General features: G+C 65.0%; 21 protein-coding genes and 1 pseudogene. 8 read left to right on the forward strand and 14 right to left on the reverse strand.

Going from position 1 to position 22,130, the window contains the following annotated elements; translation table 11 throughout:
• The 9 genes from AC628_RS14560 to AC628_RS14600 form a co-directional block, all read right to left on the reverse strand.
• Positions 1–476: NAD(P)/FAD-dependent oxidoreductase (locus AC628_RS14560; RefSeq protein WP_143201605.1), on the reverse strand; the 476-nt coding region annotated here is incomplete at its 3' end.
• A gap of 2 nt (positions 477–478) precedes the next feature.
• On the reverse strand, positions 479–1,396 hold the full coding sequence (locus tag AC628_RS14565; protein WP_074127493.1) for an SDR family NAD(P)-dependent oxidoreductase: 918 nt from the start codon (positions 1,394–1,396) through the stop codon (positions 479–481).
• 255 nt (positions 1,397–1,651) lie between these two features.
• Entirely contained in the window at positions 1,652–1,798 is a 147-nt protein-coding gene (locus tag AC628_RS14570) for a hypothetical protein (RefSeq protein WP_245321174.1), read from the reverse strand.
• A 261-nt stretch (positions 1,799–2,059) separates the two neighbouring features.
• Positions 2,060–2,539, reverse strand: a complete 480-nt coding sequence (locus AC628_RS14575; RefSeq protein WP_050418862.1) for a MaoC family dehydratase — start codon at positions 2,537–2,539, stop codon at positions 2,060–2,062.
• Between the two features lie 11 nt (positions 2,540–2,550).
• Positions 2,551–4,275: an AMP-binding protein gene (locus AC628_RS14580; protein ID WP_074127532.1), complete on the reverse strand. Its 1,725-nt coding sequence runs from the start codon at positions 4,273–4,275 to the stop codon at positions 2,551–2,553.
• 143 nt (positions 4,276–4,418) lie between these two features.
• Positions 4,419–5,306 carry a 3-hydroxyisobutyrate dehydrogenase gene (mmsB, locus tag AC628_RS14585; protein ID WP_074127494.1) on the reverse strand — a complete coding sequence of 296 codons (888 nt, stop codon included), beginning with the start codon at positions 5,304–5,306 and terminating at the stop codon, positions 4,419–4,421.
• Positions 5,307–5,331: 25 nt separating this feature from the next.
• Positions 5,332–6,411 (reverse strand): enoyl-CoA hydratase/isomerase family protein, encoded by a 1,080-nt coding sequence (locus AC628_RS14590; RefSeq protein WP_074127495.1) that lies wholly within the window; start codon positions 6,409–6,411, stop codon positions 5,332–5,334.
• A complete protein-coding gene (locus AC628_RS14595) occupies positions 6,408–7,553 on the reverse strand; it encodes an isobutyryl-CoA dehydrogenase (RefSeq protein WP_074127496.1) in 1,146 nt (381 codons plus the stop codon). Before AC628_RS14595 ends, AC628_RS14590 begins: the two co-directional genes overlap by 4 nt.
• Positions 7,554–7,678: 125 nt before the next feature.
• Positions 7,679–9,175 carry a CoA-acylating methylmalonate-semialdehyde dehydrogenase gene (locus tag AC628_RS14600; protein ID WP_074127497.1) on the reverse strand — a complete coding sequence of 499 codons (1,497 nt, stop codon included), beginning with the start codon at positions 9,173–9,175 and terminating at the stop codon, positions 7,679–7,681.
• Between the two features lie 120 nt (positions 9,176–9,295).
• Between AC628_RS14600 and AC628_RS14605 the strand changes: the two genes are divergently transcribed.
• Positions 9,296–10,210, forward strand: a complete 915-nt coding sequence (locus AC628_RS14605) for a LysR family transcriptional regulator (RefSeq protein WP_074127498.1) — start codon at positions 9,296–9,298, stop codon at positions 10,208–10,210.
• Between the two features lie 141 nt (positions 10,211–10,351).
• Here AC628_RS14605 and AC628_RS14610 read toward each other — a convergent pair whose 3' ends face one another.
• Together AC628_RS14610 and AC628_RS14615 are read right to left on the reverse strand one after the other, a co-directional pair.
• Positions 10,352–10,963 (reverse strand): TetR/AcrR family transcriptional regulator, encoded by a 612-nt coding sequence (locus AC628_RS14610; protein WP_074127499.1) that lies wholly within the window; start codon positions 10,961–10,963, stop codon positions 10,352–10,354.
• Between the two features lie 60 nt (positions 10,964–11,023).
• Positions 11,024–11,575 carry a PaaI family thioesterase gene (locus AC628_RS14615; RefSeq protein ID WP_074127500.1) on the reverse strand — a complete coding sequence of 184 codons (552 nt, stop codon included), beginning with the start codon at positions 11,573–11,575 and terminating at the stop codon, positions 11,024–11,026.
• Between the two features lie 132 nt (positions 11,576–11,707).
• Here AC628_RS14615 and AC628_RS14620 point away from each other — a divergent pair, with 132 nt between their 5' ends.
• Complete coding sequence (locus AC628_RS14620) at positions 11,708–12,478, forward strand: enoyl-CoA hydratase (RefSeq protein ID WP_074127501.1); 771 nt, start codon at positions 11,708–11,710, stop codon at positions 12,476–12,478.
• 72 nt (positions 12,479–12,550) lie between these two features.
• Here AC628_RS14620 and AC628_RS14625 read toward each other — a convergent pair whose 3' ends face one another.
• Complete coding sequence (locus AC628_RS14625) at positions 12,551–14,134, reverse strand: hypothetical protein (protein ID WP_074127502.1); 1,584 nt, start codon at positions 14,132–14,134, stop codon at positions 12,551–12,553.
• Between the two features lie 542 nt (positions 14,135–14,676).
• On the opposite strand from AC628_RS14625, the gene AC628_RS14630 reads away from it, so the two are divergent.
• Entirely contained in the window at positions 14,677–15,018 is a 342-nt protein-coding gene (locus AC628_RS14630) for a molybdopterin dinucleotide binding domain-containing protein (RefSeq protein WP_283806578.1), read from the forward strand.
• 114 nt (positions 15,019–15,132) lie between these two features.
• On the opposite strand, the gene AC628_RS14635 is transcribed toward AC628_RS14630, so the two are convergent.
• Positions 15,133–16,392, reverse strand: coding sequence for an MFS transporter (locus AC628_RS14635; protein WP_074127533.1), 1,260 nt, complete (start codon positions 16,390–16,392; stop codon positions 15,133–15,135).
• A gap of 266 nt (positions 16,393–16,658) precedes the next feature.
• Between AC628_RS14635 and AC628_RS43990 the strand changes: the two genes are divergently transcribed.
• The 4 genes from AC628_RS43990 to AC628_RS14650 all read left to right on the forward strand — a co-directional run bounded on the left by AC628_RS43990 (position 16,659) and on the right by AC628_RS14650 (position 20,644).
• Entirely contained in the window at positions 16,659–16,826 is a 168-nt protein-coding gene (locus AC628_RS43990) for a hypothetical protein (RefSeq protein WP_168193377.1), read from the forward strand.
• A 111-nt stretch (positions 16,827–16,937) separates the two neighbouring features.
• Entirely contained in the window at positions 16,938–17,450 is a 513-nt protein-coding gene (locus AC628_RS14640; RefSeq protein ID WP_074127503.1) for a ParB N-terminal domain-containing protein, read from the forward strand.
• A 422-nt stretch (positions 17,451–17,872) separates the two neighbouring features.
• Complete coding sequence (locus tag AC628_RS14645; protein ID WP_074127504.1) at positions 17,873–19,069, forward strand: acetyl-CoA C-acyltransferase; 1,197 nt, start codon at positions 17,873–17,875, stop codon at positions 19,067–19,069.
• 276 nt (positions 19,070–19,345) lie between these two features.
• Positions 19,346–20,644 (forward strand): MFS transporter, encoded by a 1,299-nt coding sequence (locus AC628_RS14650; protein ID WP_074127505.1) that lies wholly within the window; start codon positions 19,346–19,348, stop codon positions 20,642–20,644.
• 36 nt (positions 20,645–20,680) lie between these two features.
• On the opposite strand, the pseudogene AC628_RS45295 reads toward AC628_RS14650, so the two are convergent.
• Positions 20,681–20,829 (reverse strand): annotated as a pseudogene (locus AC628_RS45295) (acetoacetate decarboxylase); the annotation flags it as partial.
• An 84-nt stretch (positions 20,830–20,913) separates the two neighbouring features.
• Here AC628_RS45295 and AC628_RS14660 point away from each other — a divergent pair.
• Entirely contained in the window at positions 20,914–22,077 is a 1,164-nt protein-coding gene (locus AC628_RS14660) for a patatin-like phospholipase family protein (RefSeq protein ID WP_074127506.1), read from the forward strand.
• The last annotated feature ends 53 nt before the right edge of the window (positions 22,078–22,130 follow it).

Genomic DNA, 22,130 nt, shown 5'->3' on the forward strand with positions numbered 1-22,130 from the left:
GCGAGCACCGTGGCGCCGGCATTGACCGCGCGTGGGCCGTCCGGCGTCTCGAACAACAGTCCGCCCCGCGCGTCCCATCCAACCCAGCGATGCCGGAATGCGAACGCGACGCCCGCAGCGTCGAGCCGCCGCAGCCAGGCACGCAGCAGAGGCGAGGCCTTGAACGCCTTGGGAAACACGCGGCCGCTGCTGCCGACAAACGTCGGCTGGCCCAGCGCCGTGCACCAGGCGCGCAAAGCGTCCGGTGGAAACGCCTCGACCGCGACTTTGAGGCGCGGCATCGCCTCGCGATAGCGCGCAAGGAAATCCGGCAGCGGCTCGGAGTGAGTGAGATTGAGCCCGCCGCGACCAGCTATCAGGAACTTGCGGCCGGCCGACGGCATCGCGTCGTAGACGGTGACGGCAACGCCACCTTGGGCGAGCACTTCCGCCGCCATCAGGCCGGCAGGTCCGGCTCCGATGACGGCGACGGTCATGCTCAGAGCTTGATCCCGGCCCGCGCGGCGGCTTGGGCGACATACTTCTGCGTCTGCTCGAACGCGCCCTGCAGCGCCTTCGCGGTCGACATGTCGCTGATCGCGGCAAAATGCGCGGCGACGCCGTCCGGCGTCCACTCCGACTGCGGCAGGTTGACGCCTTCGGTCTCCAGCACGCGGATCACCGCGAACGAGCCGGCGCCGGCACCCATGATGGTGCGCGTCGGCGCGTCTTCGCTGAGCAGGAATTCGACCGCCGGCGTGATCGCCTCCGGCTTCATCAACTGCAGCGCCTGCGGCGGCAGCAGTTCCTCGGTCATGCGGGTCGCCGCCGTCGGCGAGATGGTGTTGACCTTGATGTTGTTCTTGCGGCCCTCTTCGGCGAGCACGTTCATCAGGCCGACCATGCCGGCCTTCGCCGCGCCGTAATTGGCCTGGCCGAAATTGCCGAACAGGCCCGACGACGAGGTCGTCAGCACGATGCGGCCGTAGTTGCGCTCGCGCATGCCGGCCCACACCGCCTTGCAGCAGTAGAACGTGCCGGTCAGATGCACGTCGAGCACCTTGGCCCAATCGGCAACCTCCATCTTGGCGAACGACTTGTCGCGCAGGATGCCGGCATTGGCACAGAGCAGATCGACGCTGCCCCATTCCTTGGTGGCGCGCTCGACCATTGCGGTGACCTGCTCGAAGTTCGAGACGTCGGCGCCGTCGGCCATCGCGGTGCCGCCGGCCTTGCGGATCTCCTCGACCACGGTCTCGGCCGGCGACAGCGAGCCGCCGGTGCCGTCGCGCGCGCCGCCGAAATCATTGACCACGACCTTGGCGCCGCGGCTGGCGAGCCCCAGCGCATGCGCCCGCCCAAGACCATTGCCCGCGCCGGTGACGATAGCGACGCGTCCGTCAAACCTGATTGCCATGCCGAAAATTCCTGTTCTTCCCTTCTCCCCTTGTGGGAGCAGGTGGCGCGCAAGCGCGCCGGATGAGGGGTTCTCTCCACGGATGAGCACGCGGAGAGAGACCCCTCACCCGGCTTCATCTCGCTCCGCTCGATTTCGCCACCCTCTCCCACAAGGGGAGAGGGTGCATGCCCGAGCGGCATGAAAAGGTTGAGGACTTTTGAGCAGCGATGGATGGCCGGGTCAAGTGCGGCACTGACCGGCCAAGGGGGCGCGTTAGACCGCTGGGGTCATCGATCCGCAGGGCTTCAGGCTTTTGAGCAGGTGCCCGCTCCAGCACTCGTGATGCTCCTGGGCGTAGCTCATCGAGCCAATCAGAAGCAAACCGACTACGACAAGTCCGGCGACGATGTTTTGCACCATGGCTGCCACTCCCGGGACCGCACCGCCTGAAGGGGGCATGATGGACACCAGGGGCCGAAGCCGTCAATGCACTACTTGGACTTAGCAGCTTGGATCAAGCAGGTTCGCTCCACCTCTTCCGCTTGCGGAAAAGGTGGAGCTACTCAACCATCTGCTAGAGCCCTTTCCGTTCCGTTCCTATTGAATCGGAACGGGGCTCTGGATTCCAGTTCGGACGCGTTTTCTTCACGCGAACCGGCGTCCACTTCGCTGGAAAGCGCTCTAGCTGAAATAGATCAAGCCGAGCCAGTCGGCGACCAGCGCGGGCTTGTCCTCGCCCTCGATCTCCACCGTGACATTGGTGCGCGACAGCAGTTCCTTCGGCTTGCGCAGCGTGGCTTCGGCCAGCACGAAGCGGCCGCGGACACGCTTTCCGGAGCGCACCGGCGAGATGAAGCGCAGCTTGTCGAAGCCGTAATTGACGCCCATCGCGGTGCCCTCGAGCACCGGCATCACCTCGTAGGACATGATCGACAGCAGCGACATCGTGAGGAAGCCGTGGGCGATCGTGGTGCCGAACGCGGTCTCCTTCTTCGCACGCTCGGGATCGACGTGGATGAACTGGTGGTCCTCGATCACGTCGGCATAGGTATCGATGCGGCCCTGATCGAGCAGATGCCACGAGGACACGCCGATCTCCTTGCCGACCATGCCCTGGTAGGTTTCCAGCGACACCGGCGGCTTCTTCCAGACTTCATTCATTGGCTAACCTCCTAACCGGAGGTCCGCACCTTCTGCAGCTCCGGAAATTCTTCCTCGCGGAACTCGGCTCCGCGCAACGCATCGTTTCTGACATCGTCATGTTCGAGCCGGCGCAACTGCACCCGACGGATTTTTCCAGAAATCGTCTTGGGCAGCTCGGTGACCAGCTCGATCTTGCGGATGCGTTTAAACGGTGCGAGCCGCGTGTGCAAATGTTTGAAGATCGACAGCGCCGTCTCCGGGCTGCGCTCGACGCCGGAGACCAGCAGCACATAGGCCTTGGGGACCGCGAGCCGGATCGGGTCCGGACTCGGCACCACGGCGGCCTCGGCCACCGCATCATGCTCGAGCAGCACGCTCTCGAGCTCGAACGGCGAGATGCGGTAGTCGGAGGATTTGAACACGTCGTCGGTGCGGCCGACGAAGGTGAGATAGCCCTCGTCATCGGTAAACACGACGTCGCCGCTGCGATAGATCTCGCCATCGGTACCGATCAGCCTGCCGTCGTCGCCCTGATAGCCCTGCATCAGTCCCGCCGGCCTGGCGGCGCCGAGCAACAAGGTCACCTCGCCCTCCTTCGCGGCGTGGCCGTCACTATCGGTGACCTGCACCCGATAACCCGGCAGTGGACGGCCCATCGAGCCGACCTTGACCTTCTGCCCCGGCGAGTTGCCGGCCAGCGCCGTGGTCTCGGTCTGGCCGTAGCCGTCGCGGATGGTGAGGCCCCAGGCCGATTTGACCTGGTCGATGATCTCAGGATTGAGCGGCTCGCCGGCGCCGCAGACCTCGCGCAGCGAGACCTTGAAGCTTGCGAGGTCTTCCTGGATGAACATCCGCCACACCGTCGGCGGCGCGCACAGCGTGGTGACGCCGCAGCCGCCGATGATCGAGAGCAGGCTCTTCGCCTCGAAGCGTGGCTGGTTGGCGATAAAGATCGTCGCGCCGGCATTCCACGGCGCGAAGAAACAGCTCCAGGCATGCTTGGCCCAGCCGGGCGAGGAGATGTTGAGATGGACGTCGCCGGGCTGCAGGCCGATCCAGTACATGGTCGAGAGATGGCCGACCGGATAGCTGCGCTGGCTGTGCCGCACCAGTTTCGGCTTTGCCGTAGTGCCCGAGGTGAAATACAGCAGCATCGGGTCGTCGGCCTTGGTCGGGCCGTCGGCGGTGAAAGCGTCCGACGCCTTCGCTGCATCCTCGAACGGCAGCCATCCGTCCTGCGGCTGCGTCGCGCCGACCACGACGCGGACGAGCTTGTCGCTGCCGAGGCCTGCGAACTTCGCGACCTGATCCTGCGTCGCAACCACCGCCTTCGCCTTGCCGCGATCGAGCCGGTCGCGCAGTTCATCCGCTGTCAATAGCGTGGTCGCTGGGATCACAACGACGCCGAGCTTCATCGCCGCCAGCATGGTCTCCCACAGCGGCACCACATTGCCGAGCAGCAGCAGCAGATGATCGCCGCGCTTCAGCCCCTGCGCCCGCAGGAAATTTGCCACTTGATTGGAACGGCGCGACAGCTCGGCGAACGACAGCTTGGTCTCGTTGCCGCTGGCGGCATCGACGATCCATAGCGCCGCCCGGTCACGGCTGTCGGCATTGCGCGCGAGCTCGGCGTCGAACCAGTCCAGCGCCCAGTTGAACGGCACCGGATCCGGCCAGCGGAATCCCTTCACCGCCGCGTCGTAGTCGGTGCGGTGCTTGAGCAGAAAGGCGCGTGCGTCCTGAAATGTGGTCATCTTCTTCCGAGCCCGTTGATTGGCAACCAGCGTCACCGTCAAGCGTAGCCCGGATGGAGCGAAGCGCAATCCGGGGGCGGTCGCGCCGATCGAGAAAGCTGTCCCGGATTTCGCTGCGCTCCATCCGGGCTACGAGCGGTCAGCTACTTCCCAGCGAGGCTGCGAACGTGCTGGATAATTCCGGAAAAGTCGACCCCGCCATGGCCCGACGCGTCGAAGGTCTTATAGAGCTCCTGCGCATGCTTGCCGAGCGGCGTCACCGCGCCGGCGGCATTGGCGGCATCCTGTGCCAGCGTCAGGTCCTTCACCATCAGGTTGGAGGCGAAACCCGGCTTGTAATCATTGTTCGCGGGCGACGTCGGAACGGGACCGGGAACCGGGCAATAGGTCGTCAGCGACCAGCACTGCCCCGACGAGGTCGAAGCGACGTCGAACAGCGCCTGGTGCGACAGGCCGAGCTTCTCGGCGAGCACGAAGGCCTCGCCGACCGCGATCATCGAAATGCCGAGGATCATGTTGTTGCAGATCTTGGCCGCCTGCCCCGCGCCGCCGGCGCCGCAATGCACGATCTTCTTGCCCATGTTGGCCAGCATCGGCTGAGCCGCCGCGAAGGCCTGCGCCTCACCGCCGCACATGAAGGTCAGCGTCGCGCCCTTGGCGCCGCCGGTACCGCCGGAGACCGGCGCATCGACCGAGGCCATGCCGTGCTTGGCAGCGAGCGCATGCGCCTGCTTGGCGCTCTCGACGTCGATGGTCGAGCAGTCGATGATCAGCGCGCCCTTAGCCATCGCGGGAAGCACTTCGTTCCAGACGCCGAGCACATGCTTGCCGGCGGGCAGCATGGTGATGACGATATCGGCGCCCTTCACGGCAGCAACGCCGCTCTCGGCGATCGCGGCACCGTCGCTTTTGGCCTGATCGCGGGATGCAGCGACCAGATCGAACGCGGTCACCTTGTGGCCGGCCTTGACCAGATTGGCCGCCATCGGCCCGCCCATATTGCCGAGCCCGATGAATGCGACGTTTGCCATGGGAAGTCCTCCGCTTGCGACGTTTCTATTTGCTGTCAGGAAATTTCAGTTCGTCGGCGCCGATCTCGGCGAAGTAAGGCGCCAGCATCTCCGCCGTCACATCCTCGATCCTGGGCGGCGACCATTTCGGATTGCGGTCCTTGTCGATCACGGCGGCGCGCACGCCCTCGCGGAAATCGTCGCTGGCGAACACCTCGAGCGCCGCGCGATATTCACGCACCAGGCACTCCTCCAACGTCTCGGTCGCCCGCGCCAGCCGCAGCAGTTTCAGCGTCACCACCATGCCGCGCGGCGATTTTTCGCCGAGCGTCTTCAGTGTAGCCTGCGCAAACTCCGAGCCGTCGCGCTCAAGCGCAGCGACGATGTCTTCCATTCGGTCGAAGCCGAACAGGGCGTTGATCGTCGGCCGCTTCCCCGCCAAGGGAACCCCGGCATGAGCCACCGCAAAACGGTTGATAAGGTTGGTGACGTCGACCGCGGTCGCTCCCCGACGTACTCTTGTCAGCGCCTCTCGTAGCTCCGGCAATTCGGTCGCTGGGACTATGGTATCAGCGAATCTGGCATGGATCGCGTCCATACAGTTCATGGGCTGACCTGTAAGACCAAAGTAAGTCCCGATCTCGCCCGGCGAACGCGACAGCAGATAGGTGCCGCCGACATCGGGGAAGAAGCCGAGGCCGACCTCGGGCATCGCGAGTTTGGTTCGCTCCGTCACCACGCGGTGGCTGCTGTGCGCCGACAGCCCGACGCCGCCGCCCATCACGATGCCGTCCATGAAGGCGACATAGGGTTTTGGGAATTTCTTGATCCGCGCGTTGAGAATGTACTCGTCACGCCACAGGATCTTGCCGAGGTCACCCTTGACCTTCGAGCTTTCCCAGAGCGCGCGGATGTCGCCGCCGGCGCACAGGCCGCGCTCGCCGGCGCCTTCCAGCACGATGACCGAAACCTCGGGATCGGCCTCGAACGCGTCGAGCGCCCTGTCGATGTCGTGGAACATCTCCAGCGTCACGGCATTGATCGCCTTCGGCCGGTTGAGCCGGATAATGCCGGCCGCGCCCTCCTTGCGTGCGATCAGATCGCCTTCCGCGGCAACATCGTTCATCGCGCGCCCTCGATCAATTTGCGCGACACGATCAGCCGCATGATTTCATTGGTGCCTTCGAGGATCTGGTGCACGCGCAGATCGCGCACGATCTTCTCGACGCCGTATTCGCTGAGGTAACCGTAGCCGCCGTGCAGTTGCAGCGCCTGGTTGGCGACCTCGAAGCCGACATCGGTGCCGAAGCGCTTCGCCATCGCGCACAGCATTGAGGCGTCGGAGTCCTTGCGATCGAGCGCCGCCGCCGCACGCCACAGGAAGGTGCGCGCGGCTTCCAGCTCGGTCGCCATGTCGGCGATCTTGAATTGCAGCGCCTGGAATTCGTCGAGGCGCTTTCCAAAGGCCTTGCGGTCCTTCATGTAGGCCAGCGCCTTGTCGAGCGCCGCCTGCGCGCCGCCGAGCGAGCACGCCGCAATGTTGAGACGGCCGCCGTCGAGGCCGGCCATCGCGATCTTGAAGCCGATGCCCTCCTCGCCGAGCCGGTTCTCGACCGGCACGCGGGCATTCTCGAAAATCACGGCGCGGGTCGGCTGCGCGTTCCAGCCCATCTTGCGTTCGTTGTTGCCGAACGACACACCCGGCATCTTGCCGTCGATCACGATGGTCGAGACGCCGCCCGGGCCATCGCCGCCGGTGCGAACCATCGCCACCAGCAGATCGGTGCTGCCGGCACCCGAGATGAACTGCTTCTGGCCGTTTAGCACGTAGTGATCGCCGTCGCGCACCGCGCGGGTGCGCAACGCAGCCGCATCGGAGCCGGCGCCTGGCTCGGTCAGGCAGTAGCTCGCGATCAGCTCCATGGTGCAGAGCTTCGGCAGCCATTGGTGGCGCTGGGTGTCGTTGCCATAGGCATCGATCATCCAGGACGCCATGTTGTGGATCGAGATGAAGGCCGACGTGGTCGGGCAGCCGGTCGCCAGCGCCTCGAAGATCAACGCGGCGTCGAATCGCGTCATCGCCGAGCCGCCGACGTCGTCCTTGATATAGATGCCGCCGATGCCGAGGCCTGCCGCCTCGCGCATCACATCCACCGGAAAGTGCTTCTTCTCGTCCCACTCGAGCGCGTGCGGCGCGATCCTCGAAGCCGCAAACGCCCTTGCCATGTCGCGAACCGCGATCTGGTCCTCGTTGAGAGCGAACTGCATCGCGCCGCCTATACTTGAAGGTTACCCCATCGTCATTGCGAGGAGCGAAGCGACGAAGCAATCCATTCCTCCACGCGGGGGATAGATGGATTGCTTCGCTGCGCTCGCAATGACGGCCCTGGAAATCACTTCATCGTCGGGATCGAGAACTCCGCACCGTCCTTGACGCCGGACGGCCAACGCGAGGTCACGGTCTTGGTCTTGGTGTAGAAACGGACCGCGTCCGGACCATGCTGGTTGAGATCGCCGAAGCCCGACTTCTTCCAGCCGCCGAAGGTGTAGTAGGCGATCGGCACCGGGATCGGCACGTTGACGCCAACCATGCCGACATTGACCTTGGCGGCGAAGTCGCGCGCGGCGTCGCCGTCGCGGGTGAAGATCGCAACGCCGTTGCCGTAGTCATGGTCGGACGGCAGCGCCAGCGCCTCGTGATAGTCCTTGGCGCGGACCACCGAGAGCACCGGGCCGAAGATCTCTTCCTTGTAGATCCGCATGTCCTTGGTGACGTTGTCGAACAGCGAACCGCCGAGATAGAAGCCGTTCTCGTAGCCCTGCATCTTGAAGCCGCGGCCGTCCACCGCGAGCGTCGCGCCTTCCTTGACGCCGATGTCGATGTAGCTCTTCACCTTCTCGACCGCCTCGCGGGTCACCAGCGGGCCGTAATCGGCCGACGGATCGACCGAGGTGCCGATCTTGAGCGATTCGACGCGCGGGATCAGCTTGTCCATCAGCCGGTCTGCGGTGGTCTTGCCGACGGGAACGGCGACCGACACCGCCATGCAGCGCTCGCCAGCCGAACCGTAGCCGGCGCCGATCAGCGCATCGACCGCCTGGTCCATGTCGGCGTCCGGCATGATGATGGCGTGGTTCTTGGCGCCGCCGAAGCACTGGCAACGCTTGCCGGTCTGCGCAGCGCGCTCATAGATATACTGGGCAATGGGCGTCGAGCCGACGAAGCCGATCGCCTTGACGTCGGGATCGTCGAGGATGGCGTCGACCGCTTCCTTGTCGCCGTTGACGACGTTGAGGATGCCGGCCGGCAGGCCAGCTTCGATCATCAGCTCGGCGAGCTTCATCGGCACGCCGGGATCGCGCTCCGAGGGCTTCAGGATGAAGGCGTTGCCGCAGGCGATCGCGGGCGCGAACTTCCACATCGGGATCATCGCCGGGAAATTGAACGGGGTGATGCCGGCGACGACGCCCAAGGGTTGCCGCATCGAATAGATGTCGATGCCGGGGCCGGCACCCTCGGTGTACTCGCCCTTCATCAGATGCGGGATGCCGCAGGCGAACTCGGCGACCTCGAGGCCGCGCTGGATGTCGCCCTTGGCGTCGGGAACCGTCTTGCCGTGCTCGCGGGCCAGCAATTCGGCGAGCTTGTCGTAGTCGCGCTGCACCAACTCGACGAACCTCATCATGACGCGGGCGCGGCGCTGCGGGTTGGTGGCGGCCCATTCGCCCTGCGCGGCTTTGGCGTTCTCGACCGCGGCGCGGACTTCGGCCTTCGAGGCCAGCGCGACCTTGGCCTGGACGTCGCCGGTCATCGGCTCGAAAACGTCTGCGGTACGGCCCGAGGTGCCCTTGACCTCCTTGCCACCGATAAAATGTCCGATTGAGCGCATGGATAAACCTCCCTGAAGGACCTGAATCGCCAGCCGGCCGGCGGGATCACTTTACAAACCCTATTGACCCTGCATTTTATAGGATTCAAGTCCGATAAATTGCACCATAGATGTGCGGAAATGCTGGATCAAGGCGGCGGCACAATCGACTGGGACGACTTCCGCTTCGTGCTTGCCATCGTGCGCGGCGGGTCGGTTTCGGCTGCCGCCAAGCAGCTCGCGGTCGATCATGCCACAGTGATCCGCCGTGTCGACCGGCTGGAGCGCCACCTCTCCGCAAAACTGTTTGATCGGCGCAAGACCGGCTACCTGCTGACCGAGGCCGGCCAGCGCGTCGCCGACAGCGCGGAAGCGATGGAATCCACCATCGTCGCCAACCAGGAGGCGGTCGGCGGCTCCCGCGCCCACCTTACCGGCACGGTGCGGATCGGCGCGCCCGACGGCTTCGGCAGCCACTTTCTGGCCTCGCGCCTGGTGAAGTTCACCGAGCGGTATCCCGATCTCGATCTGCAGCTCGTCGCCACCGCAAGGCTGTTCTCGCTGTCCAAGCGCGAGGCCGACATCGCGATCAGCCTGACCATGCCGAAGGAAGGCCGCATCGTCGGCCGCAAGCTGCTCGACTACACTCTCGGGCTTTATGCCGCACCTGCCTATCTGGCGCAGGCGCCCGCGATTGCCGCGCGTGCCGACCTGCCGCGGCATCGCTTCGTCGGCTATATCGAAGAGCTGCTGTTCACGCCGGAGCTGGACTATCTGCCGCAGGTCTCGCCGAAGATTTTCGCGAAATTCCGCAGCGCCAACCTGATCGCCCAGCTCAACGCCACCATCGCCGGCTTCGGCATTGCCGTGCTGCCGCACTTCATGGCATCAGCCCATCCCGAGCTGCAGCCGGTGCTGCGCGACGAGGTGCGGATCTCCCGCACCTTCTGGCTCCTTATGCACGCCGACAGCAAGGACCTCGCCCGCATCCGCGCCGTGGCGGATTACATCTACGAGACCGTAGAAGCCGAGCGCGTGCTGTTCAGCGGGGTGTGAGGCGGGCACACCCTATCTCCGTCATCCTGAGGAGCGCGTAGCGCGTCTCGAAGGATGTACGGCCCGGCTGCTGGCCATGCATCCTTCGAGGCGCGCAAGAGCGCGCACCTCAGGAGGACGGGTTCAAGAGCGGAGCGCGCCCTAATTCACCTTGGCCTTCTTCGCCGGCGCCTTCGCCGCCGCCCGCCCGAGCGCCGCTTCGCGGCCCGCGCTCAGGATTTCGTCGGACATCTCGCCGTTGCCGGCGATCCGCGACATCACGATGGTGCCCATCATGGTCGCCAGTGTCGCCATTGCCTGCTTGCGCGCGGTCTTGCGCGGCACGTCCTGGATCTGGTCGGTAATCATGTCGATCATCTGGTCGAGCTTGAGCGCAAAGGCCTTGCGGGTCTTCGGGCTTTCGCGGGCGATCTCGGCGCCGAGCGCCGGCACCGCGCAGCCCTGGCCGGGATCGTCGCGATGAGCAGCCGAAAGGTAACCGTCGACGATGGTCGAAAGCCGCTTCTCCGGCGCCACCTCTGCGGTGACCTTGCGCCAGCGCTCGGTGGCGCGGTCCATGGCGTAGTTGAACGCCTCGATCACCAGCGCCTCGCGCGAGTCGAAATGCGCGTAGAAGCCGCCATGGGTCAGCCCGGCGTCCTTCATCAGGTCGGCGACGCCGATGCCATGGGCGCCCTTCTCGCGCAGCCGCGTCGCGGCCTTCTTCACGATTCGCGCGTGGGTCTCCTGCTTGTGTTCTTTCGAATAGCGCATGCCGATCTCATGGAATGTTTCTAATCATATAATAGCAGGTTTGCGCCGGGAATGCTGCAGTTATTTCGTCTTGTTCACCCCCTGGGGTTCCGCGCCGAGCATGGAAAACGTCGCAGTCGCGTGCACTGCAAGATTGCCCCTGCCGTCGCGGACGAAGCCTTCGGTGTAGCTGGTCTGGCGGCCGAGCTTGATCACCTTGCCCTCGGCCGAAATGGTTCCGGAACGCGCCGACAGCGGGCGCAGATAGGTCAGCTTGAGATCGAGCGTGACCGAGGTCTGCCCCGCCGGCAGCACGGTCGAGATCGCACAGCCCATCGCGGTGTCGAGCAGCGCCGCGGCGGTCGCGCCGTGCAGCAGGCCGATGGTATTCTCCAGGCTCTCATGCGGCTCGAGTTCCATCACGATCCGCCCCTCCTCGACCGCGGCCACGCGGAATCCGATCAGTTTGGCCATCGGCGGCGGCGGCAACACGCCGTCGCGGATCGCACGCATCGCCTCGATCCCGGACATCGGCATCGCCGCCTTTGCCACCGGTCCGGGCGCCTGCCATTCCACCACGCGCGTGCGCGTCAGCTCGGGGGAATGAGGATCCGATATCTCGGCGGCGGTCATGACGGCTCCATTTATATGATTAATATAATTCTATATATCTGCATCCGCCGGCGCAACCGCTGCGCCCATGCTTGACAGCGACCTGCTTTGTCCGGGACATGGCGCGATCAATTCCTGCGCCGGAACCATTCGATGGACATGCTCAATCCCCACTGCGGCATCGGCCGCGACGACAGAGGCGTCGTCCGCCTCACCATCTGCAATGCCGGCAAGCTGAACATCGTCAGTTCGGCTGTGACCAACGGCGTGCGCGAAGGCTTTGAGCACCTGGCCGCCGATCCGACCATCCGCGCGGTGATCCTGGCAGGCGAAAGCGAGCGCAGCATGATCGGGGGCGCTGACATCAAGGAGATGGCGACGCTCGACCAGAAATCCGCCGAAGCCTTCATCAGCCGCCTGCGCGACCTCTGCGAGGCCGTGCGCAAATTCCCCGCGCCCGTCATCGCCCGCCTGCCCGGCTGGTGCCTCGGCGGCGGCCTCGAGGTCGCGGCCGCCTGCGACGTGCGCGTCGCGGCGCATGATTCGATGTTCGGCATGCCCGAGGTCAAGGTCGGCATTCCCTCGGTGATCCATGCCGCGCTGCTGCCGCGGCTGATCGGCTGGGGCCGCGCCCGCTGGCTGATGATGACCGCGGAGAACATCGACGCACCGACCGCGCTCGCCTGGGGCCTGGTCGACACCGTTGCAAAACCCGGCGGCCTCGATGAGGCCATCGAGCACACCGTCAAGGCGCTCTTGGAATGCGGCCCCCAAGCGCTGCGGATCCAGAAGGATCTGCTGCGGCAATGGGAAGAGCTGCCGCTGACCGAGTCGGTCAACCTCAGCGTCGGCGTGTTCGGAAAGTCGTTCCAGACCGGCGAGCCGCAGCGGTTGCTGCAGGGGTTCCTGGATCGGAAGAAATAGGAAACAGGAAGACGCGAATCGAGGCGTTCAAACCTCGATCCGCGTCGTTGTTGGTCCGGATTTCCGTGCGCCTCAGTCCGCGGACTCGACGAAGGGCGGCATGAAGTAGCCGGGCTGGACGCCAAGCTGGAACCGACCGATCGACCGGTAATCACCGAGATTGTTGCTCGGCTGCGGCGTGTTGTAGCCCGCGAACACGATCGTCACGGTCCGCTCGTCGGTCAGCACCGCCTGCGGATCGTAGACCCGGCCGCTGAAGAAGTTCGTGGTGTAGCCCTCGCCCGGCGGTACAAAGGGCGCGACTTGCGCGGCCGTCAGGGCGTCTGCGCCATGAACGTTCACGAGCGGCGCGTTCAGTGGATACGGCCGCGGGCCGACGGGATCGACGACCTTGTCCGTGGACAGGATCGGATTGTCGAAGCCGTTGACCACGTGCCACTTCAGGAGATCGCCGGCGCCGCGAACCGGATTGTCGGTTTCGGCGTAGCCAATGAAGTGGAAGCCGTCGGAGTCGTTGTCCAGGCAGTTTCCGGCGCCGAAGAACATGCCGAAGCGTCCGTCATGGATGCGCAGGATGCTGCCGCTGCCGAGCCAGCGAATGCCGTTCAGCGCAACCGTGGTCTGGTCGTTGAGGCCGGTCGCCGCGCCGACGTCGCTGAAGTTCACGCCATCAGACGTCGTTGCAATACGAATCGTGATCACGTCATGGTTGGCCTTCCGCGGCTTCTTGTTGACGAGGTTGGTCAGCGCGAAGGCCGGCGTTGGCGAGCACACCTGGTTGGCCGGGAAACTCTTGTCGCCGGGGCTGAGGTTCTTGGAGACGTAGACGACGGCGGTCTTCTCGCCCATGTGCACGGCGCCGAGAATGGCGTCGGGATCGATCAGGCCGGTGGTCGCGCCCGCCGTGGCCTCGAGCTTGGGATAGCCGCCGGACGCAAGCGGGCTGACAAATCCGAATTCCGGAACTCCGAACAGCGAGAAGTCCTCGCCGCGATGCAGCGGATGGACCACGAGCTGATCGCTGTCGATGTGACCATCGGCGCGGTTGAGGTGATAGACGCGCTGCTTGCCCTTCACGGACAGCACGAAGGCATGGCCAAGCCCGTTGTCGGCGGCATTTGCGCTCGACGAGCCGTACGCCGTCTTCACGCCATTGACGTTGACGTTCTGGTTGTCCGGATCGGTCGCATCCCACGGGCAGTAGGGGTTGAGCGCCAGCGCCTTGCCCCTGAACTGCCAGGTCGCGCCCCAATCCGTCGAGATCGCAGCGACCGTCGCCTCCTGCTCGTTGCGCGGGCGATAGTCGAACAGGCCTTCGAGGACGGCGCCGCGACGGCGAACGAACGGAAAATAGTAGGGCTGCATCACGCTCTTGCCGTGATTGATCGTGGTCTCGCCGCTCGCCGAGCAATAGTCGGCATAGGGCGTCCCATAGAGGGCCGGATTGTAGGGCGGCGTGAGCGTGCTCGGCGGCACGATGCCGGAAGCGTCGTGATGAAAATGATGTCCGGACTGATGCAGCGTCCACGGTCCGTGTTCGATCACAGATTGTGTCAGGCTGTCGGGAAGGTATGAGAGCGTGGAGCCGGCATGGGCGGTCGATGCGGCCGCAAGCAAGACACCGGCGGCGGCAGTGCAAAAGAGCAAGCGCGTCATGGAGCTGAGCCTTTTTGTCAGGAGGAGCAATTCGATAGATCAAGCAATGCGGAGAGCACCCCGCGGAAATGCGAGGCGGTGCAAGCCGGTCCTAACACCGGGCTCCAACAGGTATGTGACGCCGGGATGTCCTCCACAGCCAACGCGGGTGGGCTTTTGTTCATCGAACGGCGGTCTCGTCGTCCGGATGGAGCCAACGGGTCGCGCGAACGCGCGCCCGATGACAGGCTCCGCGAAATCCGGGGACGCGCCATCCGCGGATCGAGTCATCTCGGATTGCCCTCTCAACGGAGCGCGCGTTCGCGCGACCCGTTGGCTCCATCGAGGCTACGCGTCTATGCATTTGACGGACTGTTGACCGCCGAGCCCAGCCAACTAGTCTAACCTCCATCACGAACCAGCTGTCTCGGATCGAGAACGTCGATCTGAGCGCTGGTGTCTTTGACGGCCAAAACCAACAATCAGTTTCGGGGCAAACGCACGGGGTCACCACTCAAGAGCTGCAGGAGGACATATGGTCCAAAAGCGCGAAGCTCGCCACCATCCGCAGCCACGACCAGTACAACACCACGATCTACGGCTTGAACGACCGCTATCGCGGCGTGTTCGGCCCGCGCGACGCGCTGTTCGCGAACGAGGCTGATCTCACCGCGCGCGGCCTCGCCCACGGCGACCTCGTCGAGATCGAAACCGCGCTGCCATCCGGCGAGCCGCGCCGTCTGACGCTGACCGCGATCGTCTACGACATCGCCCGCGGCTCGGTCGCCGCCTATTATCCGGAGGCGAACGGCCTCGTGCCGCTCGACTACCAGGACAAGGAAAGCGGCACGCCGTCGTACAAATCGGTGCCGGTGCACATCCGCCGGACCGTCCAGGCGGCGTGATCACCGTTCGCCCGTAGCCCGGATGGAGCGCAGCGCAATCCGGGGATATCCACGGATCGAGTTATCCCGGATTGCGCTTCGCTTCATCCGGGCTACCAGTATCACGCGTGCCCCTCACCTCGCATTCGCCGGCGCATGCACCGGCCACAGGTCGGCCCGCCAGTGCAGCGCGATCGCGAGCATGGCGATGAAGCCGGCGGCGGCGAGCAGCGTGCCGGTCGCGGTGTAGCCGATCAGGTCGATCAGGCTGCCGGCCGCGAGCAGGCCGAGCGGCAGGCCGTAAATCACCATCATGCGGACGCCCATCACGCGGCCGCGCAGATGCGCACTGGCGTTGCGCATCAGCATCACCGCGGCCGAGATCATCGACATGCTCTGCGCGATGCCGGCCAGCAGCAGGCAGGCCATCGCCACCGGCATCGTCCGGAGTTCGACGAACACCAGGAGCATCGCGTACCAGGCGAGCGTCGCGCCGATCAGGAGCCGCGCGATGCGGACGCCGCCGGCCATGCTGAGCGTGATCGAGCCGATCAGCGAGCCCACCGCAAAGCTCGCGGAGAGATAGCCGAGCCCGGTCTGGTCGGTATGGAAGATGTCGCGCGCGACGTAGGGCAACAGGCCGTTGGTCAGCGGAAACGCGGTGAGGTTGGCGAGGAAGGCGACGCACAGCGCGGCGCGCATGCCCGGGCCGCTCCAGGCATAGACGATGCCCTCCTTGAGGTCGCGCAGCAGCTTTGAGCCCGGCAGGTCGATATCAGACTGATCGGTGGCGCCGTGTGACTTCGGCCGGCCCATGCAGAGCATCAGGATGGCCGCGACGAAATAGAAGCTGGCGATCCCGACATAGACATAGCCGATGCCGAGCGCGGCGAATAATCCCGCCCCGGTCAAGGCGCCGGCGATGCGCGCCGAGTCCTGCGTGGTGCGCGCCAGGCTGATGGCGCCGACCAGTTGCTCCGCCGGCATGATGTCGGCGAGCAATGCGCCGCGCACGCCGAGGTCCGACGGGCGGATCAGCCCCATGATCGCGACGATGATCATGACCTTCACGGGCGCCAAATGCCCGGTCAGCGCCAGCGCCATGATGCTGCCGGCCAGCGCCGTATAAGCAAAGCGCATCACGGCCAGCAGATCGCGATGCCCCATGCGGTCGCCGATCATGCCGACCACGGGCGCCACCAGCGTGCCGACATATTGCAGCGAGGCGAGCACGGTCAGCAGCAGCACCGAGCCGGTCTCGACCATGATGTACCAGCCGAGCACCAGCGTCTCGACCTCGAACGCCCACGAGGTGAGCAGATCGGACGGCCACTGGAAGCGATAGCTGCGGATGCGGAATGGCGCGAGCGCGGAGGTCCGTGTGGTCCCGCTCACGACGCGATGACGCGTGTCACGGCGTGTCCTGCCCTTTTCTTGGTTCTTCTGGGACTTGAATCCGGGGTGTTGATTCTGTTGCGAAAATTCCTTGGTCTGTAGCGTAGCGCCGACGGTATCCGTGTCAATCGAAGCCACCGCATGCGGCCATGCGCGGTGGTAGCGGCGTGCTGCACTGCCCACCCGCGCGCGCTGCCGGACCATCCGTCTTCTCCGCCCCGTGAGATGATGTGCTACAATGCCGGTCCGAGACCGCGGAGGACACCATGACAGCCTTCGAAGTTTTCGCGATCTACGTGACGCCCTTTGTGATCATCGCGATCGCAATCCGGCTAGCGATGAAGCGCTATGCCGTCGATCTGCCCGACGTGCACAAGCAGGCAGGCTCCGCGCCGAAGCGGCGATTCTTGCTCGGCGCCTGGCGGTCGGATTAGGCATGAAGTCGAGCGCTCGAGGCCCCCGCTCCGATTTGCAAGGTTCCAGCCACGGCGTAGCGCTGCATCCTTGAACCTGTTTTGGATCGCCCCTGAGGAGGAAGTGACAGCGTGCCTGGCCCGGAAAGCCTTCCAATCGACCAGATCTACGTTCCCTTGAAGAAGAGGAAGACCCTTAGGCTTGAGGTCGTTCAAGAGATAGCGGCCAGCATTCTGGAAATTGGACAACAAGTCCCGATTCTCGTTCGGCCAGATGAGAGCCGGCTCGTCTTGCTCGAGGGATTGCATCGGCTCGAGGCCTGCAAAGCGCTGGGCGAGACCACGATTATCGGAGTGCTGGGTTCGGCAGAGACTGCTCACCACAAGGCGCTGCTATCCGACACTGCTGAAACCGAGGCAGAGCGGGACAAGATGGCGCGATTGAAAAAGCTGCGCCTCGAAAAGGAGGCTGCGGATAGATCGACCGCATCCGCGGCCGCGACCATGAAAGCTGAACCGACCGAGCTCCGGTCAATGCGTTCCGGCAACAACATCCGACGAGAGCCCTCCCGCGATCCGGCACCGAAAACGAAAACCTTGTCGGAATGGCTCGCGCAGCAAAAGCGCGATGGTGGCCGCTATTGATGGCCGGCCAGTATGTGCCGGCCATGCGCTCCGGCGTCTAGGCACCCCTGATTCAGGCAGCCCAGCCTGCCGCGGCGCGCCCTTCATCTTCTCGATGTATTCTGGCCGGAAGCAATACATGCGGTAAAAGCTGTCAGCCTCTCACAGCGCATGCAACACATTCAGTGTCGTCCCTGCGAAAGCAGGGACCCATAACCACGAATGGTTATTGGTGCACGATGTCGGTGCGACGAGCCCCCTTCATCCGCCGCGGAGAATGGGTCCTGCTTTCGCCAGGACGACAGCGGAGATCGGGGTGAAACGTCCCATATCAACTCATGCGAACACGACATTTTGTCATGGGAGGCGCGGTTGCATTTTTTGCGTTTCATCATATGATGCATATAATTCAATCAGATTCCCGCATGGAACGGAGTTCCGCCATGGCATCCAGCGCCGATCCCGTCGTCATCCTCTCCGCCGCCCGCACCCCGCTCGGCCGCTTCATGGGCGAGCTCACGCCGCTCGCCGCCCACAAGCTCGGCTCGCACGTGATCGGCGCGGCGCTGGAGCGCGCAAAGCTCGCGCCCGAGCGCATCGACGAGGTGTTCATGGGCAATGTGCTGCCGGCCGGCCAGGGCCAGGCCCCTGCCCGCCAAGCTGCGCGCGGCGCCAAGCTGCCCGATGCCACTGGCGCCACTACCGTCAACAAGGTCTGCGGCTCCGGCATGAAGGCGACCATGCTGGCCCACGACATCATCAAGGCGGGCTCGGCCGAGATCGTGCTGTCCGGCGGCATGGAGAGCATGAGCAACGCGCCGTATCTGTTGCAGAAGGCACGCGGCGGCTATCGCGCCGGCCACGACCGCATCATCGACCACATGATGATGGACGGGCTCGAGGACGCTTATGAGACCGGCCGCTCGATGGGCGATTTCGGCGAGGCCACGGCGGAGGCCTATCAGTTCACCCGCGCCGACCAGGACGCTTTCGCGATGGAGACGCTGAGCCGCGCCCGCAGAGCAGTCGAGAGCGGCGCCTTCAAGGCCGAGATCGCGCCGATCACGCTCAGCGAGAAAGCCGGTCCGCGCATCATCGCCAATGACGAGCACCCGCTGAAGGTCGATCCGGCCAAGATCCCCGGCCTGAAGCCAGCGTTCCGCGCGAACGGCACCATCACCCCGGCCGCCTCCTCGGCGAATGCCGACGGCGCCGCGGCGCTGATCCTGGCAAAGCGCTCGCTCGCGGATCGCGACGGCCTGCCGGTGCTGGCCGAGATCAAGGGCCATGCCACCCATAGCCAGGAGCCGCAGTGGTTCACCACCGCGCCGATCCCGGCGATCAGGAAACTGCTCGACAAGGTCGGCTGGAGCGTTGGCGATGTCGACCTGTTCGAGATCAACGAGGCGTTCGCAGTGGTCGCGATGGCGGCGCAGCGCGACCTCGGCATCCCCAGAGACCGGCTCAACATCAACGGCGGCGCCTGCGCGCTCGGCCATCCGATCGGCGCCACCGGCGCGCGGCTGATCGTCACGCTGCTGCACGCGCTGGAAGCGCAGAACCTGAAGCGCGGCGTTGCCGCACTGTGCATCGGCGGCGGCGAAGCCACCGCGATCGCCGTCGAGCGGATGACGCACTGACCGCGTCGTCCGCGTCATTGCGAGCGAAGCGACTTGTCCGTCGAAGCCTTGGCGAAGGCGGAAGCAATCCATCGATCCGCTTACGCGGAGCTATGGATTGCTTCGTCGCTTCGCTCCTCGCAATGACGGTTGCGGACGGAAAGGCGTCCGCGGGCAGCAGAACGGCCCGGATACGCGAGTCCGAAAACGAGGGAACAATGTCATTTTAGACATGGCTTCCTCGTGCCATATTGCGCATCACGAACAGACCCCTCATTGCATTTGATCTGGAACATAATGATCTCGAACTGGCTTGCTTCCACCCTCGCCCGCCGCAACATCCACTATGGCTGGGTGATGGTCGCCGTGACCTTCCTGGCCGCGCTGATCTCGGCCGGCACCGTGGGCGCGCCCGGCGTCTTCATCGTGCCGCTGCAAAAGGAGTTCGGCTGGTCGACCGCCGAGATCTCCTCGGCGCTGTCGATTCGCTTCATCCTGTTCGGGCTGATGGCACCGTTCGCCGCCGCGCTGATGAACCGCTACGGCCTGCGCAACGTGACCCTGGCGGCGCAGCTGATCGTGGTTTCCGGCCTTGTCGGGTCGCTGGCGATGACGCAGGTCTGGCAACTCATCCTGCTGTGGGGCGTCGTGATCGGGATCGGCACCGGCATGACGGCGCTGGTGCTCGGCGCGACCATTGCCACGCGCTGGTTCGTGGCGCGGCGCGGCCTCGTGATCGGCATGCTCACCGCGAGCGTCGCGACCGGGCAGCTCGCTTTCCTGCCGCTGCTCGCCACCATCACGGAGCGCCATGGTTGGCGGGTTGCGCTTGGATTCGTCTGCGTCATGCTCGGCATCGCCGCCTTTGCGGTGCTGATGCTGCTCCGCGACCGGCCGAGCGACGTCGGCCTGCGCCCGTTCGGCGATGCGGGCACCGCGCCGCTTCCCGCGGCGCCGCCGGCCAATGCGCCGATCATGGCGGTCGCGCTCGGCACGCTGCGCGACTCCTCGAAATCGTCGGTGTTCTGGATCCTGTTCGCGACTTTCTTCGTCTGCGGCGCCTCGACCAACGGTCTCGTCCAGGTCCATCTGATCCCGATGTGTCTCGATTTCGGCATCCCGCAGGTGCAGGCCGCGAGCCTGCTCGCCGCGATGGGCATCTTCGACTTCTTCGGCACCATCATCTCGGGCTGGCTGTCGGACCGTTACGACAACCGCTATCTCTTGTTCTGGTACTACGGCCTGCGGGGCCTGTCGCTGCTGTACCTGCCCTACTCCGATTTCACGTTCTACGGCCTGTCGCTGTTCGCGATGTTCTACGGGCTCGACTGGATCGCGACCGTGCCGCCGACGGTGCGCCTCACCGCGCAGCGGTTCGGCGCCGAGCGCGCCAATCTGGTGTTCGGCTGGATCTTCGCCGGCCACCAGCTCGGCGCCGGCGCGGCCGCGTTCGGCGCTGGCGTGTCGCGCACGGTGTACTCCAGCTATCTGCCGGCGTTCTTCATCGCCGGCGCGCTCTGCGTCTGCGCGGCGGTGATCACGCTCGCAATCGCACGGCCGAAGCCGGTGGCAGAGCCGAAGCCGGCGGCGGCCTGAGGCAGCTGCCCGCCTTGGTCTGTGCCGGCGACAGCTCTACTCCGCCGCAAGGCCAGTCGGCGCTGCCGCTTCGGCTGCTTCCTTGTTGTAGTCGTGCACGACGCGGCCGAAGGCAGCGTCAGGTCGGCGATGTAGTGATGCGCGCCGACCACGCGCTTGACCGGGAAGTCGGCGACCGGCGCGGATGCGCCGTGCGCCGGCGCAACGCTTGTCATCACCGCGTCATCGGCGCCCTGAATTCTCGCCGCGATTTTTTTGGAGTGTCTGATATGGACGCGCGAACCCCTCATGCCGACGATATCGAGCACGCGACACCCGGCTGGCGTCCCCAAGGATGCGATCGCGTGGCGCTGGTGCTGCAGGGCGGCGGCGCGCTCGGCGCCTATCAGGCCGGCGTCTACCAGGCGCTGCATGAGTGCAACATCGAACCCGACTGGGTCTGCGGCGTCTCGATCGGCGCGATCAACTCGGCGATCATCGCCGGCAATCCGCCCGACAAGCGGCTGGAGCGGCTGCACACCTTCTGGGACCGCATCACCAACCGCAAGATCTGGCACTACACGCCTGATGGCGACATCTTCCGCAAGGCGCGCAACTTCACCAGCTCGTGGCTGACGACGACGCTGGGGCAGCCCGGCTTCTTCACCCCGCATCAGACCAATCCGTGGTTCAGCCCGGCCGGCGCCCGCACCGCCACCAGCTATTACGACACGACGCCCTTACGTGAATCGCTGCTCGAACTGGTCGATTTCGGCCGCATCAATTCCAAGAAGATGCGCTTTGCGGTCGGCGCGGTGAACGTGCTCTCCGGCAACTTCATCTATTTCGACAACGCCCATGACGAGATCATCCCCGAGCACATCATGGCGAGCGGCGCGCTGCCGCCGGCGCTGCCGATGGTGAAGGTCGGCACCGATCATTTCTGGGACGGCGGCATCGTCTCCAACACGCCGCTGCAGCATCTGCTCGACCAGGAAGACAACATGAATTCGCTGGTGTTCCAGGTCGATTTGTTCTCGGCGCGCGGCGCGCTGCCGCGCGACATCCAGGACGTGATGGCCCGCCACAAGGACATCGTGTATTCGTCGCGCACCCGCTACAACACCGACGTCTACCGCAAGACCTACAATCTGCGCACCGCCCTGCATAACGCGCTGGGAAAGATTCCCGACGAGCAGCTCTCGGACGACGAGCGTCAGCTCAAGAAGGCGAACAGCCGGCTGCCCGGCATCACGCTGCTGCAGCTGATCTATCAGCAGAAGGCCTATGAGGGCGACGCCAAGGACCACGAATTCTCCGGCACCTCGATGCGCGAGCACTGGGTGAGCGGGCACGAGGACACCAAGCGCTCGCTGAAGCGCCGCGAATGGATCAAGATGCCCGAGAACGGCATGGGCATCGTGATCCACGACGTGCATCGCGAGGCGGAGTAGGATGTGTCGTCTCTTCCGCCGTCATTGCGAGCGAAGCGAAGCAATCCATGTGA

Source organism: Bradyrhizobium sp. NAS96.2, from assembly GCF_001908235.1.
In the GTDB taxonomy this organism is placed as follows: Bacteria; Pseudomonadota; Alphaproteobacteria; order Rhizobiales; family Xanthobacteraceae; genus Bradyrhizobium.